Here is a 25,985-nt window from a genome sequence, read left to right as displayed (position 1 = left end):
AAAGGAAGATAAAATTGAAGCCAACCTCAAGCGAGCCAATTGATCTTTTTTCCGATCAATTTCACCAGCAGCCCTATACGTATTACAAAGATATTCGGGAACAAACGGGATTTGCGAAAGTCATGCTGCCTTATGGAATCCCAGCTTGGATGGCTTTCCATTACGATGTGGCGGAAGCGGTGTTAAAGGACGAGCGCTTTATTAAAGATGCACGTACTGTTTTTCCGGATGAGGCGTTGGACGAACAAATGCTGCCGATAAGCAAGAGCATGCTATTTGTCGATCCTCCAGACCATAAGCGGCTTAGGAGCCTTATTCAAAAAGGGTTTACCCCAAAGCGGATTTCCAGGCTAAAAAGCAGGATCGATGATATCGCGATGGAACAAGCGCGCCGGATTAAGCAAAAAAAGCGCTTTGACCTTGTCGAAGAATATGCTTTTCCAATCCCGATCATCGTCATTTGCGAGCTGCTCGGTATCCTTGATTCTGACCGCGATAAATTCCAATATTGGTCAAAGTTAATCGTTGATCTTGATAACGATGGATACGGCGAGTCTACTACAGTACAGAAGGGCATGGACGACTTTATTGCTTACTTGCAAACGTTGATTCATGCCCGGCGCCAAGACCCGCGAGAAGACCTCTTATCTGATTTAATCCGCGCCGAGGAAGATGGTGACCGGTTAACGACAAATGAACTTTATGGCGTCGTGATGCTCCTCATTGTTGCTGGCCATGAGACAACCGTTAATTTAATTGCAAATGGGATATTGGCACTACTTATGCATCCAGACCAGTTGGCGTTGTTAAAAAACGACGACCAATTGATCCCTCAAGCCGTTGAAGAGCTGCTTCGCTATAACAGTCCCGTTGAATTTAGCACAGACCGATGGGCTCGTGAATCATTTTCGTTTATGGGGAAAGATATAAAAAAGGGAGACTTCGTGATTGTGTCGCTCGCTTCTGCCAATCATGATGAAGCGCTCGTTGAACATCCTGATAAGCTGGATATCACTAGAGAAAAAAGCCCCCACTTATCATTTGGGAAAGGAATCCATTATTGTTTAGGCGCTCCGCTTGCACGATTGGAAGCAGAATCGGCGATCCGTGTCCTTTTAGAAGAATGTCCAGACATACGTCTAGGCGCGGAACCAGCCGAGTTAGCGTGGCGGCAAAGCTTAATCATTAGAGGATTAGAAAATTTGCCTGTGGAAACAGGTTAAGCAGGGCACTGCCAAGCAGTGTCCTGCTTCAGCATGCTTATTTTGGGGTTGGCAAGCGTTATGGACGGCGTTTTAACGCATAAATATCACGTTCGTGGTTAATGAGTTTTTCTTTAATAAAGTCAAACGTAGTAGAGGCATGTTCTGCATGTTTTTGTAATTGGGCAGTTATGACTTTTTGTTCAGCCATATCCTTTTTTAAGATAGAAACATCACTTTTTAAGATAGCGACATCGTCTTTTAACGTGGCAACATCCCCTTTGATTTCCCGCAATTGGCTGTTAACTTCCCGAAATGCAGTCATGACTTGCTTAAATTGGTCGTTTGTCATTTTCTTCACTTCCTCTCGGTTTAGTATAATGGAAAAGGAAGGACAAGAACAGCAAAAAAGAAGCTATTTAGCGATAAGCCAAAAGAATCCTTTTTATAAAAACATGACTAGATTGGCTTGCCTGATTGGCCAAAGTAAGCTATATTTGTAAGTGCTTACATATAGTCATCTGATGACCGTATGATATAATCATTATGTTAGAGGGGGAGAAAGGATGGGGTTTTGGTCGCTTGCGCTTTTAGCGCTGACGCCAATTTTAACGGTGTTGTTGCTTCTTGTTCTTTTAGGTTGGCCTGCCAAGCGGGCTATGCCGCTTGCTTTTCTAATGACAGGACTCGTGGCGATCTTCTTTTGGGGCGTGCCCTATAACTATGTTGCAGCTGCAAGCACAAAAGGGGTCGTTACCGCTTTGGAAGTGCTATTTATTGTATTTGGAGCTGTGTTAATGCTCAATACATTGCGAGAAAGCGGCGCAATCCACACCATTCGTGCTGGATTTACAACTATTACACCTGATAGGCGGATACAAGCCATTATTATTTGCTGGCTGTTTGGCTCGTTCATTGAGGGGGCATCTGGTTTCGGCACACCTTCGGCCATACTTGCACCGCTTCTTGTCGCCATTGGCTTTCCAGCGATGGCTGCGGTCCTTTCGGCTCTCATTATTCAGTCAACGCCAGTTTCGTTTGGCGCTGTCGGCACGCCGATTTTAATTGGGGTGAACTCTGGGCTCTCGGGAGCGCCAAATGTGGCTGAACAGGCGGCGGCACTTGGAATGACGACCGACGAATTTATTCGTTCTATCGGCGGCCAAGTGGCGATATTCCATGGGATGATCGGTGTGTTTTTGCCATTAGTGTTGGTCATAATGCTTACGATGTTTTTTGGAGAGAAACGCTCTATTTGGGCTGGGTTGGAAGTGTGGAAGTTTGCGCTGTTTGCCGGTTTAGCATTTACGGTCCCTTACGCCTTAATCGCCAATGTACTCGGTCCAGAATTTCCGTCGCTTTTCGGTGGCCTAATTGGGTTAGCAATTGTTGTTCCAGCCGCTAAAAAAGGATGGTTCATGCCAAAAAAGAACTGGGATTTCCCGCCTCTTTCCACATGGGAGCGTGGCTGGATGGGAATGCTTTCGGCAGACCCTCTTACTAAACCGACTATTTCAATGTTTAAAGCGTGGTTTCCGTATATACTCATTGGCTTTATCCTAGTCATTACTCGCATGGACGCACTTCCTATAGGGGCTGCTTTAAAAAAAGTGGCGCTTACCATTGAACAAGTGTTTGGAACGACGATTGACATTTCCAGCACTCCGTTGTTTTTACCAGGAACGATTATGGTAGCCGTGTCGGTCGTTGGTTATTTTCTTTACAAGATGGATCGTTCTTCCTATCGTACGGCAGTGAGCAACTCCACGAAAATGATTATAAGTGCTGCACCAGCGCTTTTGTTTGCAGTGCCGATGGTGCAAGTGTTTATTAACTCTGGCATTAATGCAAATGGGTATGAGTCGATGCCGCTCTTGTTGGCGGAAGGCGTGTCAAAAATGGTTGGCGAGCATTGGCCGGTCGTAGCGCCAGTAATTGGTGCGCTAGGCGCATTTATAGCCGGAAGCAACACGATCAGCAATATGATGTTTGCCTTGTTCCAATTTGGGGCGGCAGAAAATGTCGGCATTTCTCCTGCTACGATCGTTGCTTTGCAAGCCGTTGGCGGAGCAGCAGGAAACATGATCTGTGTCCATAACGTTGTGGCAGCAGCGGCAGCGGCAGGGATTATTGGCAAAGAAGGCGTACTTATTAGAAAAGTGTTGATTCCGCTAACGTATTATCTCGTTTTTGCTGGTGGGCTAGGCTATGTAGCGATACACGGGTTTGGGTTTCATATCGGTACGTTGTTTGTGGCAACTGTCTTACTTGTTTTTCTAATCATGATCCTCAAATACCAGCGTAAAGCGAAGTTGGCCAACATAGAAAACAAAAAAGTATCAACGCTCTAAGGGGATGGTAATGTGAACGTTTCGCTATTCGTCACCTGTCTAGCGGACATTTTTTATCCAGGTGTTGGGAAAGACACTGTAGAAGTGCTTGAACGCCATGGGTGTAACGTCAAATTTCCGGAAAATCAAATTTGCTGTGGGCAACCGGCATTTAACAGCGGTTATCATGAAGATACAAAAAAAGCAGCCAAACATACCATTGAAACGTTTGCCGATGCCGAGTATGTTGTGCTGCCGTCAGGGTCATGTGCTGCCATGCTTCTCGAATACAAAGAGCTGTTTGCTGACGATCCTGAGTGGGAAAAACGGGCAGAAGAGCTTGCGAGCAAAACGTATGAACTGACCCAATTTCTTGTCCACGTGCTAAAAGTCGAAGACATTGGGGCAGTTTGCCATAAAAAAGCGACATACCATACGTCGTGCCATATGTCGCGGTTATTAAGGGAAACAGAGGCACCCTTTTCTTTGTTGGAACAAGTAAAGGGACTTGAGCTGGCCCCACTGGCAAACAAGGAGTCGTGCTGTGGCTTTGGCGGTACATTTTCAGTCAAAATGCCTACTATCTCGGAACAAATGGTGGAAGAAAAAGTCGGACATATCGAAGCGACAGGTGCTGACCTGCTTATTGGCGCCGACTGCGGTTGTTTGATGAACATTGGCGGGCGGATCGAACGAAACGGCAAAGCGATTGAAGTAAAGCATATTGCCCAAGTCTTAAATAGCAAGGAGTGAGGAATGTGGCCATTAAAATAAGTGATGCTCCTTTTTCAAAACGGGTTGAAAAAGGGCTCCAAGACGGTTTTATGCGCCAAGCGGTCAGCTCGGCCCAGGAGCGGCTGAAAACATCAAAAGGTTCAGCGGAAAAGGAGCTTGGCAATTGGGAGGAGTGGCGCACACTCGCAGAAGAAATCCGCTCACACACGCTCAATCATATTGATTTTTATTTGCACCAGCTTAGCGAAAACGTTGAGAAGGCGGGAGGACATGTTTATTTTGCGCAAACGGCTGAAGAAGCGAATCAGTATATCAAGGAAATTGTAAGCAGCAAAAAAGCACAAAAAGTCGTTAAATCCAAATCGATGGTAACCGAAGAAATCAGCATGAACAAGGCACTCGAAGACATTGGTTGCGAAGTCATTGAAACAGACCTAGGGGAGTACATTTTACAAATAGACGACCATGATCCCCCTTCCCATATCGTCGCGCCAGCATTGCACAAAAATAAAGAACAGATCCGTGATACGTTTAAAGCCCGCAAAGGTTATACAAAGTCAGAGAATCCCCAAGAGTTGACGTTGTTTGCTCGTGAACAGCTCCGCAAAGAGTTTTTGTCAGCAGATGTGGGCATTACAGGTTGCAATTTTGCCGTAGCAGAATCAGGAAGCATTTCGTTGGTCACGAATGAGGGAAATGCCCGCCTCGCGACAGCACTGCCTAAAACACATATTGCTGTTATGGGGATGGAACGGATTGTGCCGACGTGGGAAGAACTCGACATTTTAGTTAGCATGCTATGCCGAAGTGCAGTCGGTCAAAAATTAACGAGTTATGTGACCGGCCTCACAGGCCCCCGTGAAGATGGCGATGCTGACGGCCCTGAAGAGTTTCACCTCGTTATTGTCGATAATGGGCGGTCCAATATTCTCGGCACTGAATTCCAAGCTGCGCTTCATTGCATCCGCTGCGCAGCTTGCATCAATGTCTGCCCTGTATACCGCCACGTCGGCGGCCATTCCTACGGCTCGATTTATCCAGGGCCGATTGGGGCAGTATTAACACCGTTGTTGGAAGGGTATGAAGACCACAAAGAGTTGCCTTACGCGTCAAGCTTATGTGCGGCTTGCACGGATGCGTGCCCTGTCAAAATTCCCCTTCACGAACTGTTAATTAAGCATCGCCGTGTTATCGCCGAACAAAAGCGGACTGCGCGAGCGGAGGCGTTGGCGATGAAAGGGTTTGGAATCGGTGCGCGTTCGCCTATGTTGTATAAGGCTGGAACCAAAGTAGTGCCATTTTTGCTGTTCCCGTTTGTAAAGGATGGCGCAATTCCAAAAGGGCCAGGGCCGCTAAAAGGTTGGACTGATGTCCGACATTTGCCCGCTCCTGCCAAAGAACGTTTCCGTGATTGGTTTAAAGCACGGCAAAAGGAGGGGGCACATGATTAAAAACCGCGAGTCTTTTCTCGACCATGTGGCCAATCAACTTGGCCGGCCCCGTCAAACAGAAGGTGTGTTACGTCCCAATTACCGAGTTTCCCCTCAATTTGAAGTATTAAAAGACGCTTCAAAAGATGAGTTAGTCACAGTACTGAAAGAACAATGCGTGGCCATTCATACAGACTTTAAACGAGTGGAGAGCGGCCAGTTAGAGACGGCCCTTGATGAAACAATCGACATGTATGGAGCGAAATCGGTCATTGCTTGGGATGACCGTCGGTTTCACGAGTTTGGCCTCGGCTCCTTTTTGACGCGCCCCTCTGTTTCATTATGGAACAATCGTGACAGCAAACGTTCAATCGAGCAGGCTGAAAAAGCTGACGTAGGCATTACCTTTTCCGATATCACTCTTGCTGAGTCGGGAACAGTCACATTGTTTAGCAGCAATGGCAAAGGGCGTTCTGTCAGTTTGTTGCCTCGCTATTATATCGCGATCATCCCAAAAAGCACGCTAGTAGCGCGAATGACGCAAGCGGCGCGCCACATTCGACAACTAACAGGCGAAGGCCGCCTCCCATCGTGCATCAATTTTATTTCAGGTCCAAGCAACAGCGCTGATATTGAAATGAGTTTAGTAGTCGGCGTGCACGGCCCGCTAAGAGCGTGCTATATAGTAGTGGACGACAAGTAAAAAACACCCAAGGCCAGCGCGTTACCGCTGGCCTTTTAGTTGTTAAATATTGCATGAGGCAGAAGAAGGGCACTGCAATGTGTTTTACTAGTCAGCAAAAGGATGTTGCTCGTTTGCATATGCTATACTTAAAACGAGAAGTTGCAAATGAGGTGTCAGCTATGTCCTTAAAACAAGTAAAGTCTAAAAAAGTGTCCGAACTAATCCGCGACCAACTCGAGGACATGATTCGGAGCGGCGATATTCAACCAGGGGAAAAACTCGATTCAGTCGAGAAGCTGTCGGCGACATTTCAAGTGAGTCGTTCGGCCGTTAGGGAAGCATTGAGCGCATTGCGTGCAGTCGGGCTTGTGACGATCCGCCAAGGAGAAGGCACATTTGTTAATAAATTCGATTTTTCAAGTATGGTCAAACCAGTCGGCATCAAGGGCGTTTTGTCGAATAAAGAGAAACAAGATTTATTCCAAGTGCGAAAAATTCTCGAAGTCGGCGTCGCAAGTTTGGCGGCTGAAAACCGCAGCGCTGACCACCTTGCCAAGATCGAAGAGGCGCTTTCGCAAATGGCCAAGGCAGAAGCTGGCAAGGATTTAGGCGAGGAAGCAGATGTTCGATTTCATCTCGCCTTGGCAGAGGCGACGGAAAACGATTTGCTGATGGAAATGATGCAAAAGTTGTCTGACACGCTGGTCATGACCATGTATGAGAGCCGAAAAATCAGTCTTTACGCCGAAAAACAAACGCTTAAACAGCTTCATTATGAGCATGAGCAAATTTATAAGGCAGTCGAAGCGCAAGACAAAGACAAAGCCCACGAGGCAATGATGGTTCATTTAGTCAATGTGGAACAAGCATTAATGGAATATGATAAGCAAAAACAAGAGGACGGCAGCCAGTAAACACGCGGGAAAGAACGGTGTTTGCCTTCGTTGTCCATATGTTTGAAACTGTCGTTTCCTTGCGCAAGAAATTCGCTGCTCATGAACCCCTGTTCTATTCGCATCTTCACTCGACTTCACGCTTCAGCTGGCAAGCGTTTTCTGTCAGTCTGAGTGTTGTTTACGACTTGCCGAAACAGCAAGCAAGCCGCAGTAGCGGCTTGCTTCTTCGTCTTTTATTAAAGGGTGCTTGGTACGAGGCCAAAGCAGCGTTTGTAGATCCATTCATAATCAGCAAGCGTCAAGTCACGAGGATTTCCGATGGTTTGTGGGTCTTTCAACGCTTCTTTGGCCCAACGGCTAATTTGTGTTTTGTCAACACCTTGGTCTTCAAGGGACGGGATTTCTAGCTCTTCAACTAACTCATACATATAGCGAACTGCTGCCTTGGCCGCCTCATTTGTTGTCATGGCTGTTATGTTTAGGCCGAATGCTTGGGCAATGCGGGCAAAGCGTTCAGGCGCTCCTTTCCAGTTAAACTCCATGACCGGTCCCATCATCGCTGCCACACATTGTCCATGAGCTACAGGGACGATGCCGCCAAGGGACTGACTCATCGCGTGGGCGGCCCCAGCCGATTCGCTTCCATAGGAAAGTCCCGCCAACATTGCAGCTTGCGCCATCCCATAGCGTGCTTCTAGGTCATCCCCGTCTGCAAAAGCGCGGCGTATGTAGGTGGCTGCATATTCAATTGCCAATAAGGCGACGGCATCTGTAACCGGTTGTGCATATTTCATCGTGTAGCACTCAATGGCATGGGCTATGGCATCAATGCCTGTCATCGCTGTGACATGAGGAGGCAACGAAGTATGCAATTGCGGATCAATAATGGTTACGTGTGCAGCAATAAGAGGGCCGCCTGTATTAAATTTGTATTTCCGTTGTTCATCCGTAATGACTGCCCATTGCGTCACTTCCGAACCTGTTCCGGCAGTGGTTGGAACAGTTGCCAATGGTGGAATTCGCCGTTCAAGCGGCTTCTTGCCCTCTGCTGCTTCGTAATCAAGGACTGTGCCTTCGTGTGTCACTTCCACGCCAATTGCTTTAGCTGTATCCATAGAAGAGCCGCCGCCGACAGCCACTAAGCCGTCGCAACGATGTTCCTCGTAAACGCTGGAACCTTTGGCGATTAATCGTGTTGGTGGATTGGGCTCAACTTCGTTGAAAAGGACGACGTCAAGGCCCGCTTTCTCGAGGCTTTGTTCGACTGGTCTTGTAATGCCTGCTTTGTAAATGCCAGGGTCCGTCACAAGCAATATTTTTTTGGAACCAAGGGCGCGGACTTCTTCGCCAAGGTGGGAGATAGCGCCAATGCCATGCTTAATAGCGGTCGGTACTTCAAAAGTATGGTAGTTTAACATCGATTCAACTTTCATATGCATGCTCATGTTTATCGCTCCTCAATTCATTTTACCCGCGAAACCAGCCGATTGGTTGCGGTTGCTTATTGCGGAAAATATGCTTTGTTTCCGTGTACTCTTCTAAGCCGATTTTGCCTAATTCCCGCCCGAAGCCAGATTGTTTGTAGCCTCCCCAAGGCGCTTGGGCAAAGTATGGGTGAAAGTCATTGATCCATACCGTTCCTAAACGAAGCTTGCTTGCAATGTGTTCTGCTTTGCCAATATCATTGGAAAAAATAGCGCCAGCAAGCCCATAGATGGTGTCATTTGCCTTTGCGATCGCTTCTTCTGTTGTTCTGAATGTTTCGACTGTAAGCACAGGACCAAACACTTCTTCTTGGACGATGCGCATGTTGCTATGGCAGTTCGTAAAAATAGTCGGTTCTAAGAAAAAGCCGTTTTGCAGTTCAGGGGCGTCGGGGCGTTTTCCTCCACAGGCAAGCGTAGCGCCTTCATCTAATCCGATTTTGATGTAGCCTTCAACTTTAGCGCGGTGGGTGGCCGAGATAAGCGGCCCAGACTCTGTTTTTTCATCAAAGCCATTGCCAAGCTTGATACGTTTCGTCCGCTTTACTAACTCTTCTACGAAATCATCATGAATCGCTTCTTCCACAAGCAAGCGCGAGCCAGCTGAACAAACCTGACCAGCATGGAAAAAGACAGCGTTTAAGGCTTGGTCAATGGCTGTCTCAAAATCGGCATCAGCAAAGACGATATTAGGGTTTTTGCCGCCAAGTTCTAAAGCCATTTTTTTAACATTACCGCTTGCCGCTTGCATGATCGTCTTCCCTGTATCAATGCCTCCAGTAAATGAAATCAAGTCGACATCTGTACTTTCGGAAAGCGGCGCGCCAACTTCCTTGCCTGTGCCAAGCACAAGATTGGCCACTCCTGTTGGAAGTCCGACTTCTTCAAACAGCTCAAATAGCTTCATCGTCGTAAGGGGTGTAAGTTCGCTTGGCTTTAAAATAAGGGTATTTCCGGCAACGAGTGCAGGTGCCAATTTCCATGCTGCTTGCAACAACGGATAATTCCAAGGCGTAATTAGCCCGCACACGCCTACAGGTTCACGGACAACGATGCTTGTTGAGTTCGGAAGCGGGCTCCGAATGACCTCGCCCCCATTTTTGTCCGCCAGACCAGCAAAATAAAAAAACACATTGGCGATGTCTTCCATATCTGTTCGGCTTTCTTCAAGCGTTTTACCTGTATCAAGCGACTCCAAACGGGCAAATTCCTCGTTTTGATTGGCTATTTTTTGGCCAATTAGACGCACCCGTTCACCTCGTTCACTTGCGGATGCAGAGGACCAAACGCCTTCATCAAAGGCAGCTCGGGCGGCTGCAATCGCAGCTTGGCTGTCTTCAGCCGAACCTTCTGGCACTGTTGCGATCACTTCCTGGTTAAAAGGATTAATAATTTCTCGAACGCGGCCATTCTTTGCCTCCGTCCATTCCCCGTTAATAAACATCTTTCCGCGAATCATCAACCTCTCTCCTTTATTTTGTTTAATATATATTAAACGTTTTATACAAAATAAACATAGCATTTCTGTTTGTTTGTGTCAAAAAAAAGCCTCCTAAAATAGTGATGCCCATTGTAAGGATCACTATTTTAGGAGGTTCTTTAACGAAAACTTGATATGGTTGTAGCAGCTAAGTTCTTTGTTAGGAGGTGCCGTTTTCGTTTTTATAGCGTTCTACTAGATCTTTGGCAAGATTTCCAGTTTGGAACTGTTCTACTAGCAAACCAAGAAACTCATAATATTCAAGAGAAGCCGTTATTTTTTTTAATGTGTGTGCGGCTTCCGCCCGTACCTCATCTGGCGTCTCAGCATCATCCAATAATGCTTCATACAGAGGAATGGCTTGTTTAACTGCCTGAAGGTTCACGCTACGTTCCCGTTCCCATCTTCGCGTAAAAAAGGAAATAAAAAATTGAAAGAAGTCTTTTTCAGCCTCATACAAGTCTTTACGCTCGCCTTTTCGGTACACGCGGTGGATAATTTTTTCTTCTAGAAGTTTGCGTACACCAATACTCATACTGCCTTTACTCATTCCTAATTCATCGCGAAGGTCATCGAGCGTCATTGGCCCGTCGTTTAAATACAAAGTCGCATAAAGTTGCCCGACTGAACGGTTAACCCCATAAATGTCCATCGTATCGGCTATGCCGTCTTTAATGATAGCGTGCGCTTGCTCTAATTTTTCAAAAACATGTTCATCCTTTTCCATTTCAACACCTCAATTGCAATTTAACGAAATTTAGCGATAGTATAGCTGTTTACCTGTAATAAAGCAAGGTAGCGAAAGACTGGCGGTTCTGTTGGATGTTGACAGAACGAGAGGCTATGTTAGTATAGTGTCTAAAATATTTAATTCGTTTTAAATATATTATACATAATTGAGAGGATGATCGGTAATGAAAACCATTCGCTTGCTTGCGTTTTTGCTATTGGCTTTGCCTATGATGTCGGCCTGTGGCGCCCAAGGGGAAGAAGCCAAAGAAATTGAACTCGTTTACGTTGTATGGGATTCTGAAATCGCTTCAAACCATGTAGTGAAGATTGCTTTGGAACAAGCCGGTTATGATGTAACGTTAACAAGTGTTGAGCAAGGAATCATGTGGTCGTCAGTGGCAGACGGAAGCGCCGATGCCCATGTTGCCGGATGGCTGCCAGAAGATATGAAAGTCCACTATGAACAGCATAAAGATGACATTATCGATTTAGGAGCTAATTTGGAAGGGGCACAAACTGGCTTAGCTGTCCCAACGTATATGGAGATTGACAGCATCGAAGAATTGTCGGCTGACGTCGTCAGTACCATCACAGGCATTGACGCTGGCGCAGGCGTAATGATGACAACGGAAGAGGCGCTTCGTGAATATGGAATTGATGACGTTACGTTGTCAGCAAGTTCAGATGCGATTATGACGGCAGAGCTTGGCAACCGCTATGCAGCGCAAGAACCAATTGTCATTACCGCTTGGCAACCTCACTGGAAGTTTAATTCGTATGATTTAAAATTTCTTGAGGACAGCAAAGGCATCTATGAAGCAAACGGAGAAATCCGCACAATTGTCCGCGCAGGCTTGGACGAAGAAAAGCCAGAAGCGTATCGGATTCTCGACCAATTTTACTGGACAGCAGACGATATGAATGAAGTCATGTTGTATATGGCAAAAGACGGAATGGAACCAGAAGAAGCAGCGGAAACATGGGTGAATGCCAACCAAGATAAAGTCGATGAGTGGTTGAAAGGCGTATAGAATTAAGAGGAACAGCTATTCAAACGCTTGTATTGACACGCCGTAAGGGATCATAATAACTGGTTCATTGCGGCTTTTTTGTATGAAAGGCGTCATCTCGCTTGCGGGTGAGGCACTATTTTATCCGAAAGTGGCGCATCTCCTTACTGCAAGTATGCTAGGACGGAGATCGATATAATAGCGTGGTTCCAAGTTATCTGTTGTTACTAGGTTTTTTCGCCCAAATGGCCACCAATCTCCCTTTCATTCAATATCAAAAACGGAAGGAGTTCAAGTATATTCTTAAAGCCTAAGGCAGTCCCGTATGGCTGTCTACCCACCGGCATCACTTCTAAATAGTAGCCCCATTTATATTTACAGTTACCTAAAAGATTTTAAACGTGCAGAAAAGAATCTCCTATAAAAAATCTAGGAGGCAAAGAATGCATTTTTTTACTAGGGTTAATGATGGAATTGTTCTCTAGTATCTCATTTTAAAATTCTTCTCTCAAAACTACCAAACCTTCCACGTACTTTCTTGTTCGGTTTTTAATCCTCATTATAGCGCAGCACCAACGGTTTTATTTTTACATATAGTTAAATACTGCTGAACAATTTTAATAGAGATCTTAAAGAATACCTATCATAACATGTCTAAATAAGGGGAAATCTTTTAAAGGTTTGTTGAGATATTTCTATCACAGAAAATAAAATTTAATAGATTTAAAACATAATAGGAGAAATGAATTATTAAACCAACATACATCATTCTATTTAAAGGGTTGTAATGGTGTATAACCCGCCTAACATTAACGGTTTCTCTGCGATAATAATTACTTTATATCAAGTCTATTTTTCAATGGGAATAGTTCCCCAGAAGAACCGTACACCCAATCTCAGGCATCTTTTGGTGCAGGACTTAAGTATTGTGTTGGGTTGAGTGAATGGTATGTAAGCAGGGAAAAGATGATACGTGACTAGACTATTCGTATGCTATCATGCGTATCAAGTACACTAAAATAAATAAATAGACCTATTTGTTTCGTATAAATAGGCCTTAGTTCCTCTTTGATGTGTGCTTAGGAGAAACCAAACATGAAAAGGGGAGTGATCGTTTTTCTTGTCCTATTCGTTTAAGCAGATTTTAAAAAGTACGTTATGAAGCATTCGCAAGCAATCCTTGTCATTCCTCGGTATACGAAACCGCTGTCGGTTATCGGTTGCATACACCTTTTAGGGCAGCAGTGGCTATTTATAATAGCTTTTTAGTGCGCGGTTAATATTCGGAAAAATGGCTTTATTATGTATGCTTTTTTGCTTTTTACCAATAAAGTTACCGAGAGAAAATACTTAACAGAGGAAGTGTGGACTATTGTCTTCGAAAAAGTACGATTACAAGAAAAAGATGAAAAATAGGCAAAAAAGAAAAATGAACACTCTTTCAAAAGTGGTCGCTTCTACGGCGATTACAACTCTAACAATAGTGCCTTTTAGCAATCTTAATGCTGAAGGCGTATCTGGAAATGTATTGACGAACCCAAGTGCCTACGCTTCGGCAGCTAGTCTAACAGAGTTTCAATTATTGACGGATGTTGCAGTCAATGCTCAACTTGGTGATGCTGATGAAAATGGGCTTTATGATCTTGGGCTTTCTTTAACTGGGCGAGGCCTTGCTGATGCTGAGCTCTTCGGTCCAGAGCGTACGGTTATCTTTTATTCTCCTGACCTTGCTGATAAGTGGACCGTAGAAGGGCCAGCGCAAGTCAGGGTAGAAATCCTTCCAGTTACAATGGATGCTTTGCCAACTGTAGGCAATTTAATAGGGGATATCACGCAGCAATTGAACACTACAGTTAATGACTTGGTTGCTGCAGTTGACCGGATTGTAAATAATCCAATTACGGCGCCTTTAATTCGTGTAAGTGGATTAACAGAATTACAAGATGCTCTAAGTGCGCTTAATAATATAGATGGGGCGCTGGCTGATCTGCTTGCTTATAATGATGAAGTAGAAGCAGTCGTCCAACCAGACGGTTCAATTCTTGTTAATTTTTCAGATGGCTTAGGAAACCACCTTGAATCAGCGGTTCAAGATGTGGTGGTTCAATTACTGAATGACGTAGTAGATGCGATTGGCAATGTCAGCATTGACATTTTGGGCGGCGGTATTTCTGTTCCTCTAGAGCCTCTTCAAGCACTTGTACAACCGCTTTTAGGTCTAATTGATAATATTTCCAGTGGGGCCGTTGATCTATCCAATGACTTGGCTGGCGTGCAATTGCTTGGAAGGACAGAAGTTACACTAAACACAAAAGTGGATGGCACCGACGCATCTGGAGAAGTCCCAATTTATGGCGCAGGTGTACACGATAGTACAATTGACCTTCAACTGCTAAGCAGCATTGGTGATTATGATACAGTAATATTTGATGACGACAGTGATGCAGACGCTGATGCGGACGCCGATGCCGACGCGGACGCTGATGCGGATGCGGACGCGGATGCGGATGCGGATGCGGACGCGGATGCCGACGCTGACGCCGATGCGGACGCGGATGCTGACGCGGATGCGGATGCGGACGCCGATGCCGACGCTGACGCTGACGCCGATGCGGATGCGGACGCTGACGCCGATGCGGACGCTGATGCAGACGCTGACGCCGATGCGGATGCGGATGCGGATGCCGACGCTGATGCCGATGCCGACGCTGATGCCGACGCTGACGCCGATGCGGACGCGGATGCGGACGCCGACGCTGACGCCGATGCGGACGCTGATGCGGATGCGGATGCCGACGCAGACGCGGATGCCGACGCGGACGCTGATGCTGACGCTGACGCGGATGCCGATGCGGATGCGGACGCCGATGCGGATGCGGATGCGGACGCCGATGCGGATGCGGATGCTGACGCGGATGCGGACGCCGATGCCGATGCCGACGCTGACGCCGATGCGGACGCTGATGCGGATGCGGATGCCGACGCAGACGCGGACGCTGATGCTGATGCTGACGCGGACGCCGATGCCGACGCGGATGCGGACGCCGACGCGGATGCCGATGCCGACGCGGACGCTGATGCCGACGCTGATGCTGACGCGGATGCCGACGCGGACGCGGATGCGGATGCGGACGCCGATGCCGACGCTGACGCGGATGCGGATGCGGACGCGGATGCGGACGCCGATGCCGACGCTGACGCTGACGCTGATGCCGATGCCGATGCGGATGCGGATGCGGACGCCGATGCGGATGCGGATTCGGACGCCGATGCCGATGCCGATGCCGACGCCGACGCGGACGCTGATGCTGACGCGGATGCCGATGCCGATGCGGATGCGGACGCCGATGCGGATGCGGATTCGGACGCTGATGCGGACGCCGATGCGGATGCTGACGCGGACGCCGATGCCGATGCCGACGCTGACGCTGATGCCGATGCCGACGCTGATGCTGACGCCGATGCCGATGCGGATGCCGATAAGGACAGGGTTACTGATAAAAATCGAGTCGATCGAGACTATACTGGTAAGCAAGACTCTTCGAAAGATGGGAAGAAGCTCCCAGATACAGCAACTTCCATTTGGACTGTAGGAGTTACGGGAATGGCAGCACTATTAGCTGGAATAAGTGCTCGTCTATTTAGAAGAAAGAAATAGAAGTGTTAAATAAGGAAGCAAATGCGCTATTAGCATTTGCTTCCCTTTAACTAATCCAGGAGGTTGAGCCATGAACCAGAAACTTACCCAAATATTTAACCGTGATATGGATCAACTGCATGCATTTATGACCGAGTCAGGGGAGTACAAGGAACTACGAAAAGAAAAGCCGGTTATCTTGTTTCTTTCTATTGGCTATTTAGATAAACGAGCAACGGTCTTAACCGTCAAGGAGAATAGTTTTCAGCGCGCTTGGAAACGCCTTTACAACAGAGGGGTTTCCCTCATGAAGCAGGAATATTCCTGTCTAAAAGTTGACTGGGTTACTAGTACTGAACAACACTCGCTTTTGTCATTTATTAATATTATGACCAAAACAAAAAAGAACTACTTTAGGCAAGGCATCAGTTTTGATGAAAACTTTAGCCATGCTTTTTTAGAGCAAGAGATCAATGGAAACGCAATGATTCAAATTGACAAAGATACAAAGCGAGGGTATTTAAACGAAAAAAACATTCAATCTTATATACGGAACCATCGCCCTCATTTAAAACGATTAGATTTCAACAAAGTTTCGGCGGTAACCACATTTACAACAAAAGGTTACTTTTTGGAAAACCAGCAGCTTTATACCCTTAAAGAAGGGCCAAGAGACAACGGAAGACGGGATACCGCTTTAGACGCTGGGGAAGTAAAAGAAATGATTGCTAGTGGACTTAATTATTTGGCTAAAATGAATAAAGCGGCAGGCCAATTTACATATGGGTATTTTTCTTGTTTTGATAAAGAAATTCATTTTTATAATTTGTTGAGACATGCCAGTACACTTTATGCAATGATCGAAGCGCTAGAAATCACTCAGGATAAAGAAGCCATTCCGGCAATTGAAAGAGGCCTTGATTATTTGCTAAAGGGGCTACATGTTGATAAGAAGCAAGGGACTGCCTATGTTGTCGACGGTGTTGAACAAGATCAGTTGGAAGTTAAATTAGGAGCGAATGCAGCCGCCATTCTTGCTTTTACAAAGTATACGGACGTTTTCCAAAATGATCGTTACCTTCCGGTTGCCCAACAGTTGGCAAATGGGATATGTCAGCTTCAACAAGAAAATGGCGGCTTTCACCATGTGCTCCATTATCCATCTTTCGAATTAAAAGATGCGTTTAGAATTGTTTATTATGATGGAGAAGCTGCTTTTGCTTTGCTAAGGCTTTATCAATTAGACAAAAATGAAAAATGGATGAAGACGGTTGAAAGAGCGTTTGATTACTTTATTGCTAACGAATATTGGAAAAACCATGATCACTGGCTTAGTTATTGTACAGAGGAATTGACACGATATAAGCCATTGCGAAAGTACTTTCATTTTGGCCTACAAAATGTTCAAGCTAAACTAGATTTTATCTATCATCGCATCACCACATACCCGACTTTTTTAGAATTGACATTGGCAGCTTACAATATGATTCAGCGTATGAAAGAAACAGAGCATCGAACCCTTTTAGCAGAATTCGATGAAAAAAAACTTCAAGACACCATTCACAAACGCGCAGAATATCAACGAAATGGATATTTTTATCCAGAATTGGCTATGTATTATAAAAACCCTTCTAGAATTCTTGGTAGCTTTTTTATTCGCCACCATTCATTTCGAAGCCGTATTGATGATGTAGAACATTACTTATCTGGCTACTGTCGCTATTATGTGCACATGAGGGCTGAATCACGATTGTTTAAATAGAGAGGACCGCGATATGAAACGAATTGGAAATTTGCTAATCATAACAGGTCTAATTGTTTTGGGGGCATTTGTTTACCAACTAATGGCTCATGAACGCGCTCAAGACAAATCACTGGTAGAAGCGAAAGCGTATATAGAAAAAGCCGAACGTGAATGGATACGTGCCGGAGGAGACGAAGACGATGGCGCTGTCGAAACCTTTCGTCCAGACGCTCACGAAGCCTTTGCAACATTAGAGATTCCAAAGCTAGATCGGACAATCGCTGTTGTTGAAGGGACCAATGAAGAGGCTTTAAAAAATGGGGTCGGTCATTTATCCGAATCTGCTTTTCCTGGGCAAAATGAACAGATTTTGTTATCTGGCCATAGAGACACTGTATTTCGTAATTTTGGCGAGCTAGAAATAGGCGACTCTTTTATTGTAACGATGCCCTATGGCAAATTTACGTATGAGCTAAAAGAAACCGAAATTGTTTCCGCAGATGATACTTCTGTCATTCGGAAAATGGGGGAGGAAGTGTTAGTCATAACAACTTGTTATCCTTTTCATTATGTAGGGAGCGCTCCTGAGCGATTTGTTATTTATGCGTATCCTACAACTTAAACAGAGCATCGTTTTTACCCTTAAAGTGAACGAGGCAAAAGTATTGGTTTTTGCTTTTAGCAAAAGCGAACATACTGTATAAGCATGTCACCATAGGGCATGCTTCTTGCCAATGCACCTCTCAAACCTGAATTTCAAAGGTCTATGTGGCGTTTTTCGTAAGGAGAATACATTGTAAATGACATATAGAATAGGCAATGAGCGTCTCCCCAACGGTAGCATAGATATAAATAAATACAGAGAACAAATAGAACAATTTAATTTATGGAAGCAAGAGAAGAGGTGAATGGCTTGGATTACTTTTTGAATGGGAGTGCAGTTTCTAAAGTACGAATCCTAAGGTTTTTGGAGGCCCAAAGTCAAAGTGTCTCACTTACACAGATAGCAGAAGTATGCGGTATTGAAAAACGAACAGCGAAGAAAAATGTACATGAATTGGCTATGGAACTAGAAACCTTAACAGACCAAGCCAAAATCGTTCGCTCAGAAAAAACAAAAGGCTATTGGTTGGAACGCTCGTTTGCGTTTTCCGTTAAAACAATCGAACGGCTGTATAACCAAAACTCGTTGCCTTACCAGTTTTTAGATACTGTATTCAAGGGTCAGTTTGTCAATAGCGTTAAGTTTTCAAATGAAGCATATGTCAGTTATGGATCCCTTTATCGTTCTCTTAAAAGATTAGTGCCGCTTTTAAATACGTTTGATTTGGACATTCAATTAAAAAGGGAGCCCATTATTCATGGAGACGAAAAACAAATTCGTTATTTTTACTATCTTTTTTACTGGGATTCCAACTGGGCAGAAGAATGGCCATTTGACGTGATTAGTCTTAAACAAGCAGAATCATTATTAGACAAGGCGTTTGGGCGTTGCCAGGAATCGTTGTTGTATTGGGTAGGTGTAAACGTAAGTAGAATCCGCAAAGGGTTTACCATTGCCAGGGATCGTTTTTTTGACGTGTTTGTGAAAACACATCCTTTGTTTGAACAATTCCGGAAAGACATCTATACCCTTTATAAGGAACTTACAAAAATAAATGATCGTGATTTAGAGGATGAAATTGCTTTTTTATTCTTAGCCTTTATTTCTTTTTCTTATTTAGAAAAAGGCGACCAACGTTCCATTTCTTTTATCCAAAATGCTTTTTCCAACGCTTCTGCTGATTTTGTCAAATATACCATACAATGGTTGGATCGTTTTATTGATTTTTTTGGAGTCGCGATTAGTGGCGAAGAATATACAACACTATATGCTAACTTAATTAACATTCATTTGGCAGACAGTTATTTTAAGGGTAATTCCTTTTTTTTCAGCAACGACCATTCTGAAACAGAGCCTGACCAATTGGTTGACTCGTTTCTGGATCATTTGACCACACAAGTGGTTTGGTTAGATAAAAATAGAAAACGAGAATTGTTAGATAGGTATCGATTTTTATTAAGAAATGTACTGGGTTTTGATGGTGCAGTAAAACCCATTAAAATAAAGCTGTATTCCATTTTTGGCGAAGCAGGAAAAAACATAGGTTTAAAAATGGTGCAAGAAGTTTATCCCCACTTGCGTTTTTGTGAGCCAGGGGAAGCGCCAGATTTGATTGTTTCAGACCGCGATTATGTAACGCTAAAAAAAGAAAAGGCAAACGGAGCGGTCGTCTGTATATTGAATGTGAACAATCCGGCGAAACAAGATTATTTAAGGTTGGAAAATTGTATTAGAGTAATATTAAAAAAGAACGAGGCGCAACCGACAGTAAGCAATGTCATTCATTGAGAGAAGCCGCTGCCAGTTACGTTTCGTAAATAAGGTTCCTTTTTCGATATCGAAAAAGGAACCAGCAACGATTATTGGGTATTTGTCAATTCAATGTTTTAGTGGACCAGCTGCTTTGGTATGGTTCCTTTTTGTTGTTGCGGATTTACAGACAATTGATCGTATTCTTCCTAATTTTAGTCCGCTCCTAAAACTTGCCGGCGCCATCTGTCGATCATTCATAAATAATGCCGTGCTTGTCGACATAGCGGTTGGTAATGATCGTCCGTTCAAAGCGATCGCCGTTTCTTGTCATTCCTTCAATATCAATGGTAATCGTTTGCGAAGCATCTTTTTGGGGCGGCAGCGCGTGAAGCGAAGCAGTATTGGCTGCGATGTTGTCATCATTGACATGGACGGTGTAGCGTGTTTTGCTGACATCGATGGCATTCGGGTCAATGTCAGACTGGAGGCGAACGCTGTCAAAAGCGATGGCTGGCGAAACGCCGCCTTCAAGTGCGATAACCGCTAAATAGGCTGTTGTTTGCGGGTGTTCCATTTTTAGTTCCCATTCCCCGGCACTCGGGTGGTCCATTTCAAAATGATGAGCATAAGCTCCGTAAAAAACACTATGCTCTTGCTCGGCAGCGACGGCGGCAACAGAATAGACTTGCCCATCTGGAGAGTGAAGTTTAGCGGAGTCGAGCTTTTCATTAGCAAGCACCGAGATTTGTGCTTTTTTTACGTTTGGTTCGACGACAAACGCCTGGCTGCCATTTCCGTTAAATTGGCCGCCACGGACTATAGCTGCGCTCATGGACTTTGTATTTTCTTCTTTCTTAGCCTGTGCACCCATTTGCGCTTGCAGCAAAGGGAAAACAAGGTGTCCTTGCGCCACTTGCATATGATCCCAACGGTTGGAAGCAAGTTCTTGTGCGTAGCTTAGTCTAGAGCTATTTACTGTCACAGCCCCATCATTAGTGCCGAAAAATTGCAAATACAATCCGCCGAAATAGAGAGCAGATCCAAACGAGCCCCAGGATGTTCCTGAAATCGTCGAAAAGGGGACAGATTGTGCAGAGATTAAAGCATCTGTTTGCGCTCGAAAATAGGCCATGTTCCCTGTTTGCAAAGAGTCTGTGCCTTCTGAGCGTTGGCCGATGATTTCCGCGAGCCAGCCAGCCCAGTTGCTGTATGCTAAGTTGGCAAGTTCGCTTCCGTGGTGAGGCGAACCGAGCGTAATGACTTCTTTTACATAAGGTTCAGCTCCGTAATGTAGGAGCGCAGTTTGCGTATCGACGCCGCCTTTGCTATGAGCAACAACTGTGACCTTTTCACCGAAATGGTGATAAATATCGCGAATTTTTTCCGCTAGCAACTCGCCATTTTGCCAGTTTGATTTATCAGGGTGCAAATTGATGTAGGCGCTCGGAAATCCTTGCTCATATGTGTGTACGAACATGTCATTTGGCTCGAACCAAGTGAGTGCGGAACTATTAAGGCCATGGACAAACAAAATCGGCGATCCAGCAGTCGTTGCTGGCGAATCACCAACAACCCAGGTTCCTGGCGGAGCGCCAGGGGCTGGTTTTCCTGCGCCAAGAAACCCAGCGTGTGCTGGAGCTTGCGGCCATAAAAGCAGGGAAGACAACAAAATTAAAGTAAGCGCTTTCAAAAATAATTCTTTCATCCAAATTCACTCCTTATTTGTCAGATAATACATTCTATGAATGATTCCTTGCCGCATGTATAGGTAATAGAAGTGATTGTTATATTGAAAAGGCTTGAAAGCAAACAAATGGACTTTGTTGGCAACTTCATTTATGGTATACTAGACCGTTAGAATTGTTGGAAAGGATTGTTGGCGCGTGATAGACAGGAAGCCTATTTTGATTGTCGTTTCCGTGGAACCTGAAAAACAGGCTGTCTTACAAGGGTTGGGAAATTCTTCAGCCTATGAAGTACTTGTGGGCGGTGTAGGAATGGCCCAAGCAGCTGCACGTACAGCAAGGCAGCTCACCCAAAAACACTATCAAGGAACGATAAATATGGGGATTGCTGGTGGTTTCCCGGGAAAAGCGGCAAATGGCACGGTTGCTGTCGCAACGTCGATTATTGCCCCGGAAATAGGGGCAGAGTCACCTGGAGGGTTTTTGACAATTGATGCGCTCGGTTTTGGTACACAAACATTGCCTGCAGTTGCAAACGATTCTTATATTGGGAAACTTCAAGAAGCCGTATCTATAGCAACTGGCACAATTTTGTCCGTGATGACCGTGACTGGGACAGAAGCGACATTAAACGTCCGCCAATCCTATGGGAAAGATATAGTGGCGGAAGCGATGGAAGGGTTTGGAGTAGCCAGTGCAGCGGCGGAGTTTGGCTTGCCTTTTGCCGAAGTAAGGTCTATTTCAAACCAAGTAGGTATTCGCGATAAAGCAAGCTGGGAATTTGCGAGTGCTTTTTCGTCGTTGACAAAAGCAGCAGAGAAATTGAAGGAGGTTGAACAACTTGGAGATTGCTTTTTCACCATGTCCAAATGACACATTTGTCTTTTATGCATGGGTTCACGGAAAGATTGCTGATGCCCCTAAGTTAAATGTAACCTATGCCGATATTGACCGCACCAACTACTGGGCGATTGATCAGACGGGGCCTGAAGTCATGAAAATTTCTTATGCTGCGTTGCCGTATGTACTCGACCATTATAGTCTAGTGCCGAGCGGAGGCGCTCTTGGTCGTGGGTGCGGACCTCTTGTGTTAACGAAAGAACAGCAAGAAGCAGCTGTTCTTGAAGGGAAAACGGTTGCTGTGCCAAGTGACCGCTCAACTGCATACTTATTGTTCCGTCTCTGGACTGAACAAAATTTGCCTAATAATAACATCTTTATAAAAGTGATGCCATTTGACCGTATAATGCCTGCAGTCGCAAAAGGAGAAGTCGATGCAGGGCTTGTCATCCACGAAGCACGTTTTACATACCAAACGTATGGACTCTCCCTGTTGCAAGATCTAGGCGAATGGTGGGAACAAGATACAGGATATCCGATTCCGTTAGGCGCGATTATTGCCAAGCGTTCTCTCGATAAAGAGCAATTGGCCAAGTGGGCCCGACAATCAGTTGAGTATGCATGGGCACACCCTGAAGAGACAAGCGATTATGTGCTTTCACATGCCCAAGAGCTTTCAGAAGAAGTCGCCAATGCTCATATTGAACTTTACGTAAATGAGTTTACGAAGTCACTTGGAGAAGATGGCTATCAAGCGATTGAGAACTTGTTAGGCCGTGCGATGAAACAAGGGCTTGTCCCTGACTTTGACGTCGCTAAAATTCGGTTATAGCGCTAAGTGGAGCTTTGTAAACTAGAATGAATAGAGAAAAGAGGGATAACAGCAGTGGAGAAGGAGACCGCAACGCAATATAGGCAGCTAGCACTGGCGATGCTGCGGACAGGGCTGTTTGGGTTTGGCGGCGGCCCGTCAGTCATGCCACTGTTTCGGGTGGAAGCTGTTGATACGTATAAATGGATGGACAATGAAGAATTTGGCGAGACGCTGGCGATTGCTAATACGTTGCCAGGACCAGTGGCAACGAAAATGGCAGCCTATTTAGGTTATCGATTGAAGGGCTGGACTGGCGCTTGCTGGGCAACGTTGTGGCACATTTTGCCTACGAGTGTAGCGATGGTGTTGCTTTTTTCGCTTGTTGATGCCATTAGTGGCTCTGAAGTGGTTGCTGGCATGATAGGTGCAGTTACACCTGTTATCGCTGTTTTGCTCGCGCAAATGGCGTATGATTTTGGCAAGAAGGCGGTTAAAGGTTTCGGCTGGGTTTTTGGCATTCTCACTTTTCTCATTGCCTTTGCCGCTTTGCAAGGGTTTGACGTCCACCCTGGCTTTGTGATTATTGCCTTCATTATTTACGGTGTATTTCATTATAAACTGGTGGATAAATGGCGGAGCAGGCAAAAAGGAGAGTCGTCATGATTTTATTATATTTATTTATCGCATTTTTTCTTGCTAACTTGCTAGGCTATGGGGGTGGGCCGGCTTCCATTCCGCTTATGTTTGAAGAAGTTGTCAACCGCTATCACTGGTTGACGAGCGATGAGTTTTCCAATGTCCTTGCCTTGGCAAATGCTCTGCCAGGGCCGATCGCAACAAAAATTGCTGCATATGTTGGGTTTGCTGCCGGGGGCTGGTCAGGTTTTATCGTTGCCCATGCAGCGACCATTGTTCCATCAGCGCTGGCCATGATTTTGTTGATGCGTGTTTTGCGAAAGTACCGCCAGTCAAAGGTGGTCAAAGGCATTTCCCTTGCTGTTCAACCTGTTATTTGCATATTGATGGTAGTGTTGACATTCGATATCATTGGCGATGCCGCTGCCGAAATTGGGTGGCTTCAGTCATTGGCAATTGCAGCGGTTGCTTTTCTGCTATTGACGAAGGCAAAAGTCCATCCAGCATTAGTGATTGTCGCCTCATTTGTTTACGGCGGTCTTGTCATTCCATTTCTAGGATAGGCAGTTAACGAGGGAGTCGGTATGAGTGTATACACACAGGCAGTTTCATAAAAAGCTGCCTGTTTTTATGTTTATTTATGTTCGGTTATGTGTGATAATGGAACGGAGGTGAAGAATCATGTTCACATTGGAACGGCACGAAAAACTGCTTGCCTATTTAGCGAAACATAAATCGATACGCGTTTCCCAAGCGAGCGAATGGCTTGGTGTTACAGAAAAAACAATTCGCTTAGATTTAGAGCGGCTTGAAGAAAAAAAGCTGCTTAAGCGTGTTCACGGCGGTGCCGTATTAATGGAAACCGACACAAGCTTGTTTCCAATTCAGGAGCGGGAGCAAAGAAATGAAAAGGAAAAGCACGATATAGCGGAAAAAGCAAAATCGTTGATTTGTGAGAATGACGTGATTTTGCTAGATGGCGGCAGCACGACGCTGGCCCTTGCTGAGCGCCTTGGCGACAAGCCGATGACGGTCATTACTAATGACATCCGGATCGCGAACGCCCTTTATGAAAAAGAAGCAATTCAGCTTATTTTGCTCGGAGGAACACGACTTGGCACTTCTTCGGCACTGTATAGCCAGCAAACGACGGCGATGCTCAAGTCGTTGTATGTGCAAAAAGTATTTTTAGGGGCGACTGGCGTCTCTCTTGATCACGGCTTATCGATACTAAACAGCTTTCACTATGAATGGAAAAGAGCGGCAATCAATTGCGGGCGAAAAACGATTTTGTTGTCTGATTCAAGCAAGTTTGGCCAAGTTGGTTTAATGCGATTTGCAGACATAACAGAAATTGACGAACTTGTCAGCGATGACTTGTTAGACAGTGAAACACGAAACGTCTTGGAGGAAGAATACGGCATCAACGTTAATTAACAAGTGCAGTAAAAAACGCTGCCTAGTTGTAAGCGGTTTAAAGCTATGGTATGATCAAACGTAAATGAACCAAAACAAACATATAAGGGGGAATGGGGATGAAGATGTTTTCGCTTGCAGGAAAAACAGCCGTCGTCACTGGCGCTAGCCGAGGGCTTGGCCAAGGGATGGCGCTCGGACTTGCCGAGGCGGGTGCTAACATCATTGGAGCAGGCATTAGCGAGATGACGGAAACAAAACAAAAAGTAGAGGAACTCGGCGGGCGCTTTTATGGGATAAAAGCCGATTTATCTCAGCCTGATGGGGCAAAAGAATTAGCCGCTAAAGTTTTGGAACATGTTGAAAGCGTTGACATATTGGTCAATAATGCCGGCATCATTAAGCGGGCTGATGCAAACTTGTTGGATGATGCAGCTTGGCGGGAAGTGCTGCACGTCAATTTGGATGCTGTATTTACGTTGTCTCGGGAAATTGGCGCACATATGCTTGAAAAGGGATCAGGATCGATCATTAACGTGGCCTCGATGCTGTCGTTCCAAGGCGGATTGCGCGTTGCCGCCTATACAGCAAGCAAACATGCCGTTGCCGGTTTGACGAAAGCACTTGCCAATGAGTGGGCCAAAAAAGGGGTGCGCGTCAATGCGATTGCCCCAGGGTATATGGTAACAGACAATACAGAAGGGATTCGTACAGATGAAAGCCGTTATGCTTACATTAGCTCGCGAATTCCGAAAGGCGAATGGGGGCTCCCTGATGATTTGAAAGGTCCTGTTGTTTTTCTCGCATCGGAGGCGTCAAACTATGTGAATGGCCATATTCTAGCAGTCGATGGCGGTTGGTTAAGTGCATAAA

At 45.4% G+C, this 25,985-nt stretch carries 22 protein-coding genes and 1 pseudogene; 17 read left to right on the top strand and 6 right to left on the bottom strand.

Annotation, left to right across the window (positions count from 1 at the left end):
- Window positions 1-14 precede the first annotated feature (14 nt).
- Entirely contained in the window at window positions 15-1,223 is a 1,209-nt protein-coding gene (locus BC8716_RS01190) for a cytochrome P450 family protein (RefSeq protein ID WP_094423597.1), read from the top strand.
- Between the two features lie 58 nt (window positions 1,224-1,281).
- On the opposite strand, the gene BC8716_RS01185 is transcribed toward BC8716_RS01190, so the two are convergent.
- Window positions 1,282-1,554 carry a hypothetical protein gene (locus BC8716_RS01185; protein WP_011245828.1) on the bottom strand — a complete coding sequence of 91 codons (273 nt, stop codon included), beginning with the start codon at window positions 1,552-1,554 and terminating at the stop codon, window positions 1,282-1,284.
- A 214-nt stretch (window positions 1,555-1,768) separates the two neighbouring features.
- Between BC8716_RS01185 and BC8716_RS01180 the strand changes: the two genes are divergently transcribed.
- From BC8716_RS01180 to BC8716_RS01160, 5 genes are all read left to right on the top strand, one after another.
- Complete coding sequence (locus BC8716_RS01180) at window positions 1,769-3,553, top strand: L-lactate permease (RefSeq protein ID WP_094423596.1); 1,785 nt, start codon at window positions 1,769-1,771, stop codon at window positions 3,551-3,553.
- 12 nt (window positions 3,554-3,565) lie between these two features.
- Window positions 3,566-4,285 (top strand): (Fe-S)-binding protein, encoded by a 720-nt coding sequence (locus BC8716_RS01175; RefSeq protein WP_094423595.1) that lies wholly within the window; start codon window positions 3,566-3,568, stop codon window positions 4,283-4,285.
- Window positions 4,286-4,290: 5 nt separating this feature from the next.
- Entirely contained in the window at window positions 4,291-5,718 is a 1,428-nt protein-coding gene (locus BC8716_RS01170; RefSeq protein ID WP_094423594.1) for a LutB/LldF family L-lactate oxidation iron-sulfur protein, read from the top strand.
- Entirely contained in the window at window positions 5,711-6,400 is a 690-nt protein-coding gene (locus BC8716_RS01165) for a LutC/YkgG family protein (RefSeq protein WP_094423593.1), read from the top strand. The genes BC8716_RS01170 and BC8716_RS01165 overlap by 8 nt, the downstream gene beginning before the upstream one ends.
- Window positions 6,401-6,561: 161 nt before the next feature.
- Window positions 6,562-7,296 carry a FadR/GntR family transcriptional regulator gene (locus BC8716_RS01160; RefSeq protein WP_169715892.1) on the top strand — a complete coding sequence of 245 codons (735 nt, stop codon included), beginning with the start codon at window positions 6,562-6,564 and terminating at the stop codon, window positions 7,294-7,296.
- Between the two features lie 218 nt (window positions 7,297-7,514).
- Here the strand turns inward: BC8716_RS01160 and gbsB are convergent, their stop codons facing one another.
- The 3 genes from gbsB to BC8716_RS01145 all read right to left on the bottom strand — a co-directional run bounded on the left by gbsB (window position 7,515) and on the right by BC8716_RS01145 (window position 10,969).
- A complete protein-coding gene (gene gbsB / locus BC8716_RS01155) occupies window positions 7,515-8,723 on the bottom strand; it encodes a choline dehydrogenase (protein WP_094423591.1) in 1,209 nt (402 codons plus the stop codon).
- Between the two features lie 22 nt (window positions 8,724-8,745).
- The gene (gene betB / locus BC8716_RS01150) at window positions 8,746-10,221 is read right to left on the bottom strand and encodes a betaine-aldehyde dehydrogenase (protein WP_094423590.1); all 1,476 of its coding nucleotides are present in this window, start codon (window positions 10,219-10,221) and stop codon (window positions 8,746-8,748) included.
- Between the two features lie 181 nt (window positions 10,222-10,402).
- Window positions 10,403-10,969: a GbsR/MarR family transcriptional regulator gene (locus BC8716_RS01145; RefSeq protein WP_094423589.1), complete on the bottom strand. Its 567-nt coding sequence runs from the start codon at window positions 10,967-10,969 to the stop codon at window positions 10,403-10,405.
- A 187-nt stretch (window positions 10,970-11,156) separates the two neighbouring features.
- On the opposite strand from BC8716_RS01145, the gene BC8716_RS01140 reads away from it, so the two are divergent.
- Together BC8716_RS01140 and BC8716_RS22965 are read left to right on the top strand one after the other, a co-directional pair.
- Window positions 11,157-12,005, top strand: coding sequence for a glycine betaine ABC transporter substrate-binding protein (locus BC8716_RS01140; RefSeq protein WP_094423588.1), 849 nt, complete (start codon window positions 11,157-11,159; stop codon window positions 12,003-12,005).
- Window positions 12,006-13,389: 1,384 nt separating this feature from the next.
- Window positions 13,390-14,352: pseudogene (locus BC8716_RS22965) on the top strand (adhesive domain-containing protein); the annotation flags it as partial.
- 24 nt (window positions 14,353-14,376) lie between these two features.
- On the opposite strand, the gene BC8716_RS22560 reads toward BC8716_RS22965, so the two are convergent.
- On the bottom strand, window positions 14,377-15,519 hold the full coding sequence (locus BC8716_RS22560) for a hypothetical protein (protein ID WP_180320036.1): 1,143 nt from the start codon (window positions 15,517-15,519) through the stop codon (window positions 14,377-14,379).
- A 193-nt stretch (window positions 15,520-15,712) separates the two neighbouring features.
- Between BC8716_RS22560 and BC8716_RS01130 the strand changes: the two genes are divergently transcribed.
- The 3 genes from BC8716_RS01130 (at window position 15,713) to BC8716_RS01120 (ending at window position 19,757) form a co-directional block, all read left to right on the top strand.
- Window positions 15,713-17,383, top strand: a complete 1,671-nt coding sequence (locus BC8716_RS01130) for a prenyltransferase/squalene oxidase repeat-containing protein (RefSeq protein WP_094423586.1) — start codon at window positions 15,713-15,715, stop codon at window positions 17,381-17,383.
- A 13-nt stretch (window positions 17,384-17,396) separates the two neighbouring features.
- Window positions 17,397-17,987 (top strand): class D sortase, LPxTATN-specific, encoded by a 591-nt coding sequence (gene srtD / locus BC8716_RS01125; protein ID WP_073305055.1) that lies wholly within the window; start codon window positions 17,397-17,399, stop codon window positions 17,985-17,987.
- 291 nt (window positions 17,988-18,278) lie between these two features.
- The gene (locus tag BC8716_RS01120) at window positions 18,279-19,757 is read left to right on the top strand and encodes a helix-turn-helix domain-containing protein (RefSeq protein ID WP_157730322.1); all 1,479 of its coding nucleotides are present in this window, start codon (window positions 18,279-18,281) and stop codon (window positions 19,755-19,757) included.
- A 214-nt stretch (window positions 19,758-19,971) separates the two neighbouring features.
- On the opposite strand, the gene BC8716_RS01115 is transcribed toward BC8716_RS01120, so the two are convergent.
- Window positions 19,972-21,426: an esterase/lipase family protein gene (locus tag BC8716_RS01115; protein ID WP_094423584.1), complete on the bottom strand. Its 1,455-nt coding sequence runs from the start codon at window positions 21,424-21,426 to the stop codon at window positions 19,972-19,974.
- A 199-nt stretch (window positions 21,427-21,625) separates the two neighbouring features.
- On the opposite strand from BC8716_RS01115, the gene BC8716_RS01110 reads away from it, so the two are divergent.
- The 6 genes from BC8716_RS01110 (at window position 21,626) to kduD (ending at window position 25,984) form a co-directional block, all read left to right on the top strand.
- Window positions 21,626-22,279: a futalosine hydrolase gene (locus BC8716_RS01110; RefSeq protein ID WP_157730321.1), complete on the top strand. Its 654-nt coding sequence runs from the start codon at window positions 21,626-21,628 to the stop codon at window positions 22,277-22,279.
- Window positions 22,248-23,078 (top strand): 1,4-dihydroxy-6-naphtoate synthase, encoded by an 831-nt coding sequence (locus BC8716_RS01105; protein WP_094423582.1) that lies wholly within the window; start codon window positions 22,248-22,250, stop codon window positions 23,076-23,078. Before BC8716_RS01110 ends, BC8716_RS01105 begins: the two co-directional genes overlap by 32 nt.
- 54 nt (window positions 23,079-23,132) lie before the next feature.
- Window positions 23,133-23,723 (top strand): chromate efflux transporter ChrB, encoded by a 591-nt coding sequence (gene chrB / locus BC8716_RS01100; protein ID WP_094423581.1) that lies wholly within the window; start codon window positions 23,133-23,135, stop codon window positions 23,721-23,723.
- Entirely contained in the window at window positions 23,720-24,259 is a 540-nt protein-coding gene (chrA, locus tag BC8716_RS01095) for a chromate efflux transporter ChrA (RefSeq protein WP_094423580.1), read from the top strand. Before chrB ends, chrA begins: the two co-directional genes overlap by 4 nt.
- Window positions 24,260-24,377: 118 nt before the next feature.
- Window positions 24,378-25,133 (top strand): DeoR/GlpR family DNA-binding transcription regulator, encoded by a 756-nt coding sequence (locus BC8716_RS01090; RefSeq protein WP_094423579.1) that lies wholly within the window; start codon window positions 24,378-24,380, stop codon window positions 25,131-25,133.
- Window positions 25,134-25,231: 98 nt separating this feature from the next.
- Complete coding sequence (kduD, locus tag BC8716_RS01085) at window positions 25,232-25,984, top strand: 2-dehydro-3-deoxy-D-gluconate 5-dehydrogenase KduD (RefSeq protein ID WP_094423578.1); 753 nt, start codon at window positions 25,232-25,234, stop codon at window positions 25,982-25,984.
- The last annotated feature ends 1 nt before the right edge of the window (window position 25,985 follow it).

This window comes from Shouchella clausii (assembly GCF_002250115.1).
Taxonomy (GTDB): domain Bacteria; phylum Bacillota; class Bacilli; order Bacillales; family Bacillaceae_D; genus Shouchella; species Shouchella clausii.
The sequence above is the reverse complement of the archived record's forward strand: the minus strand, read 5'-3'. Positions and strand labels throughout refer to the sequence as shown.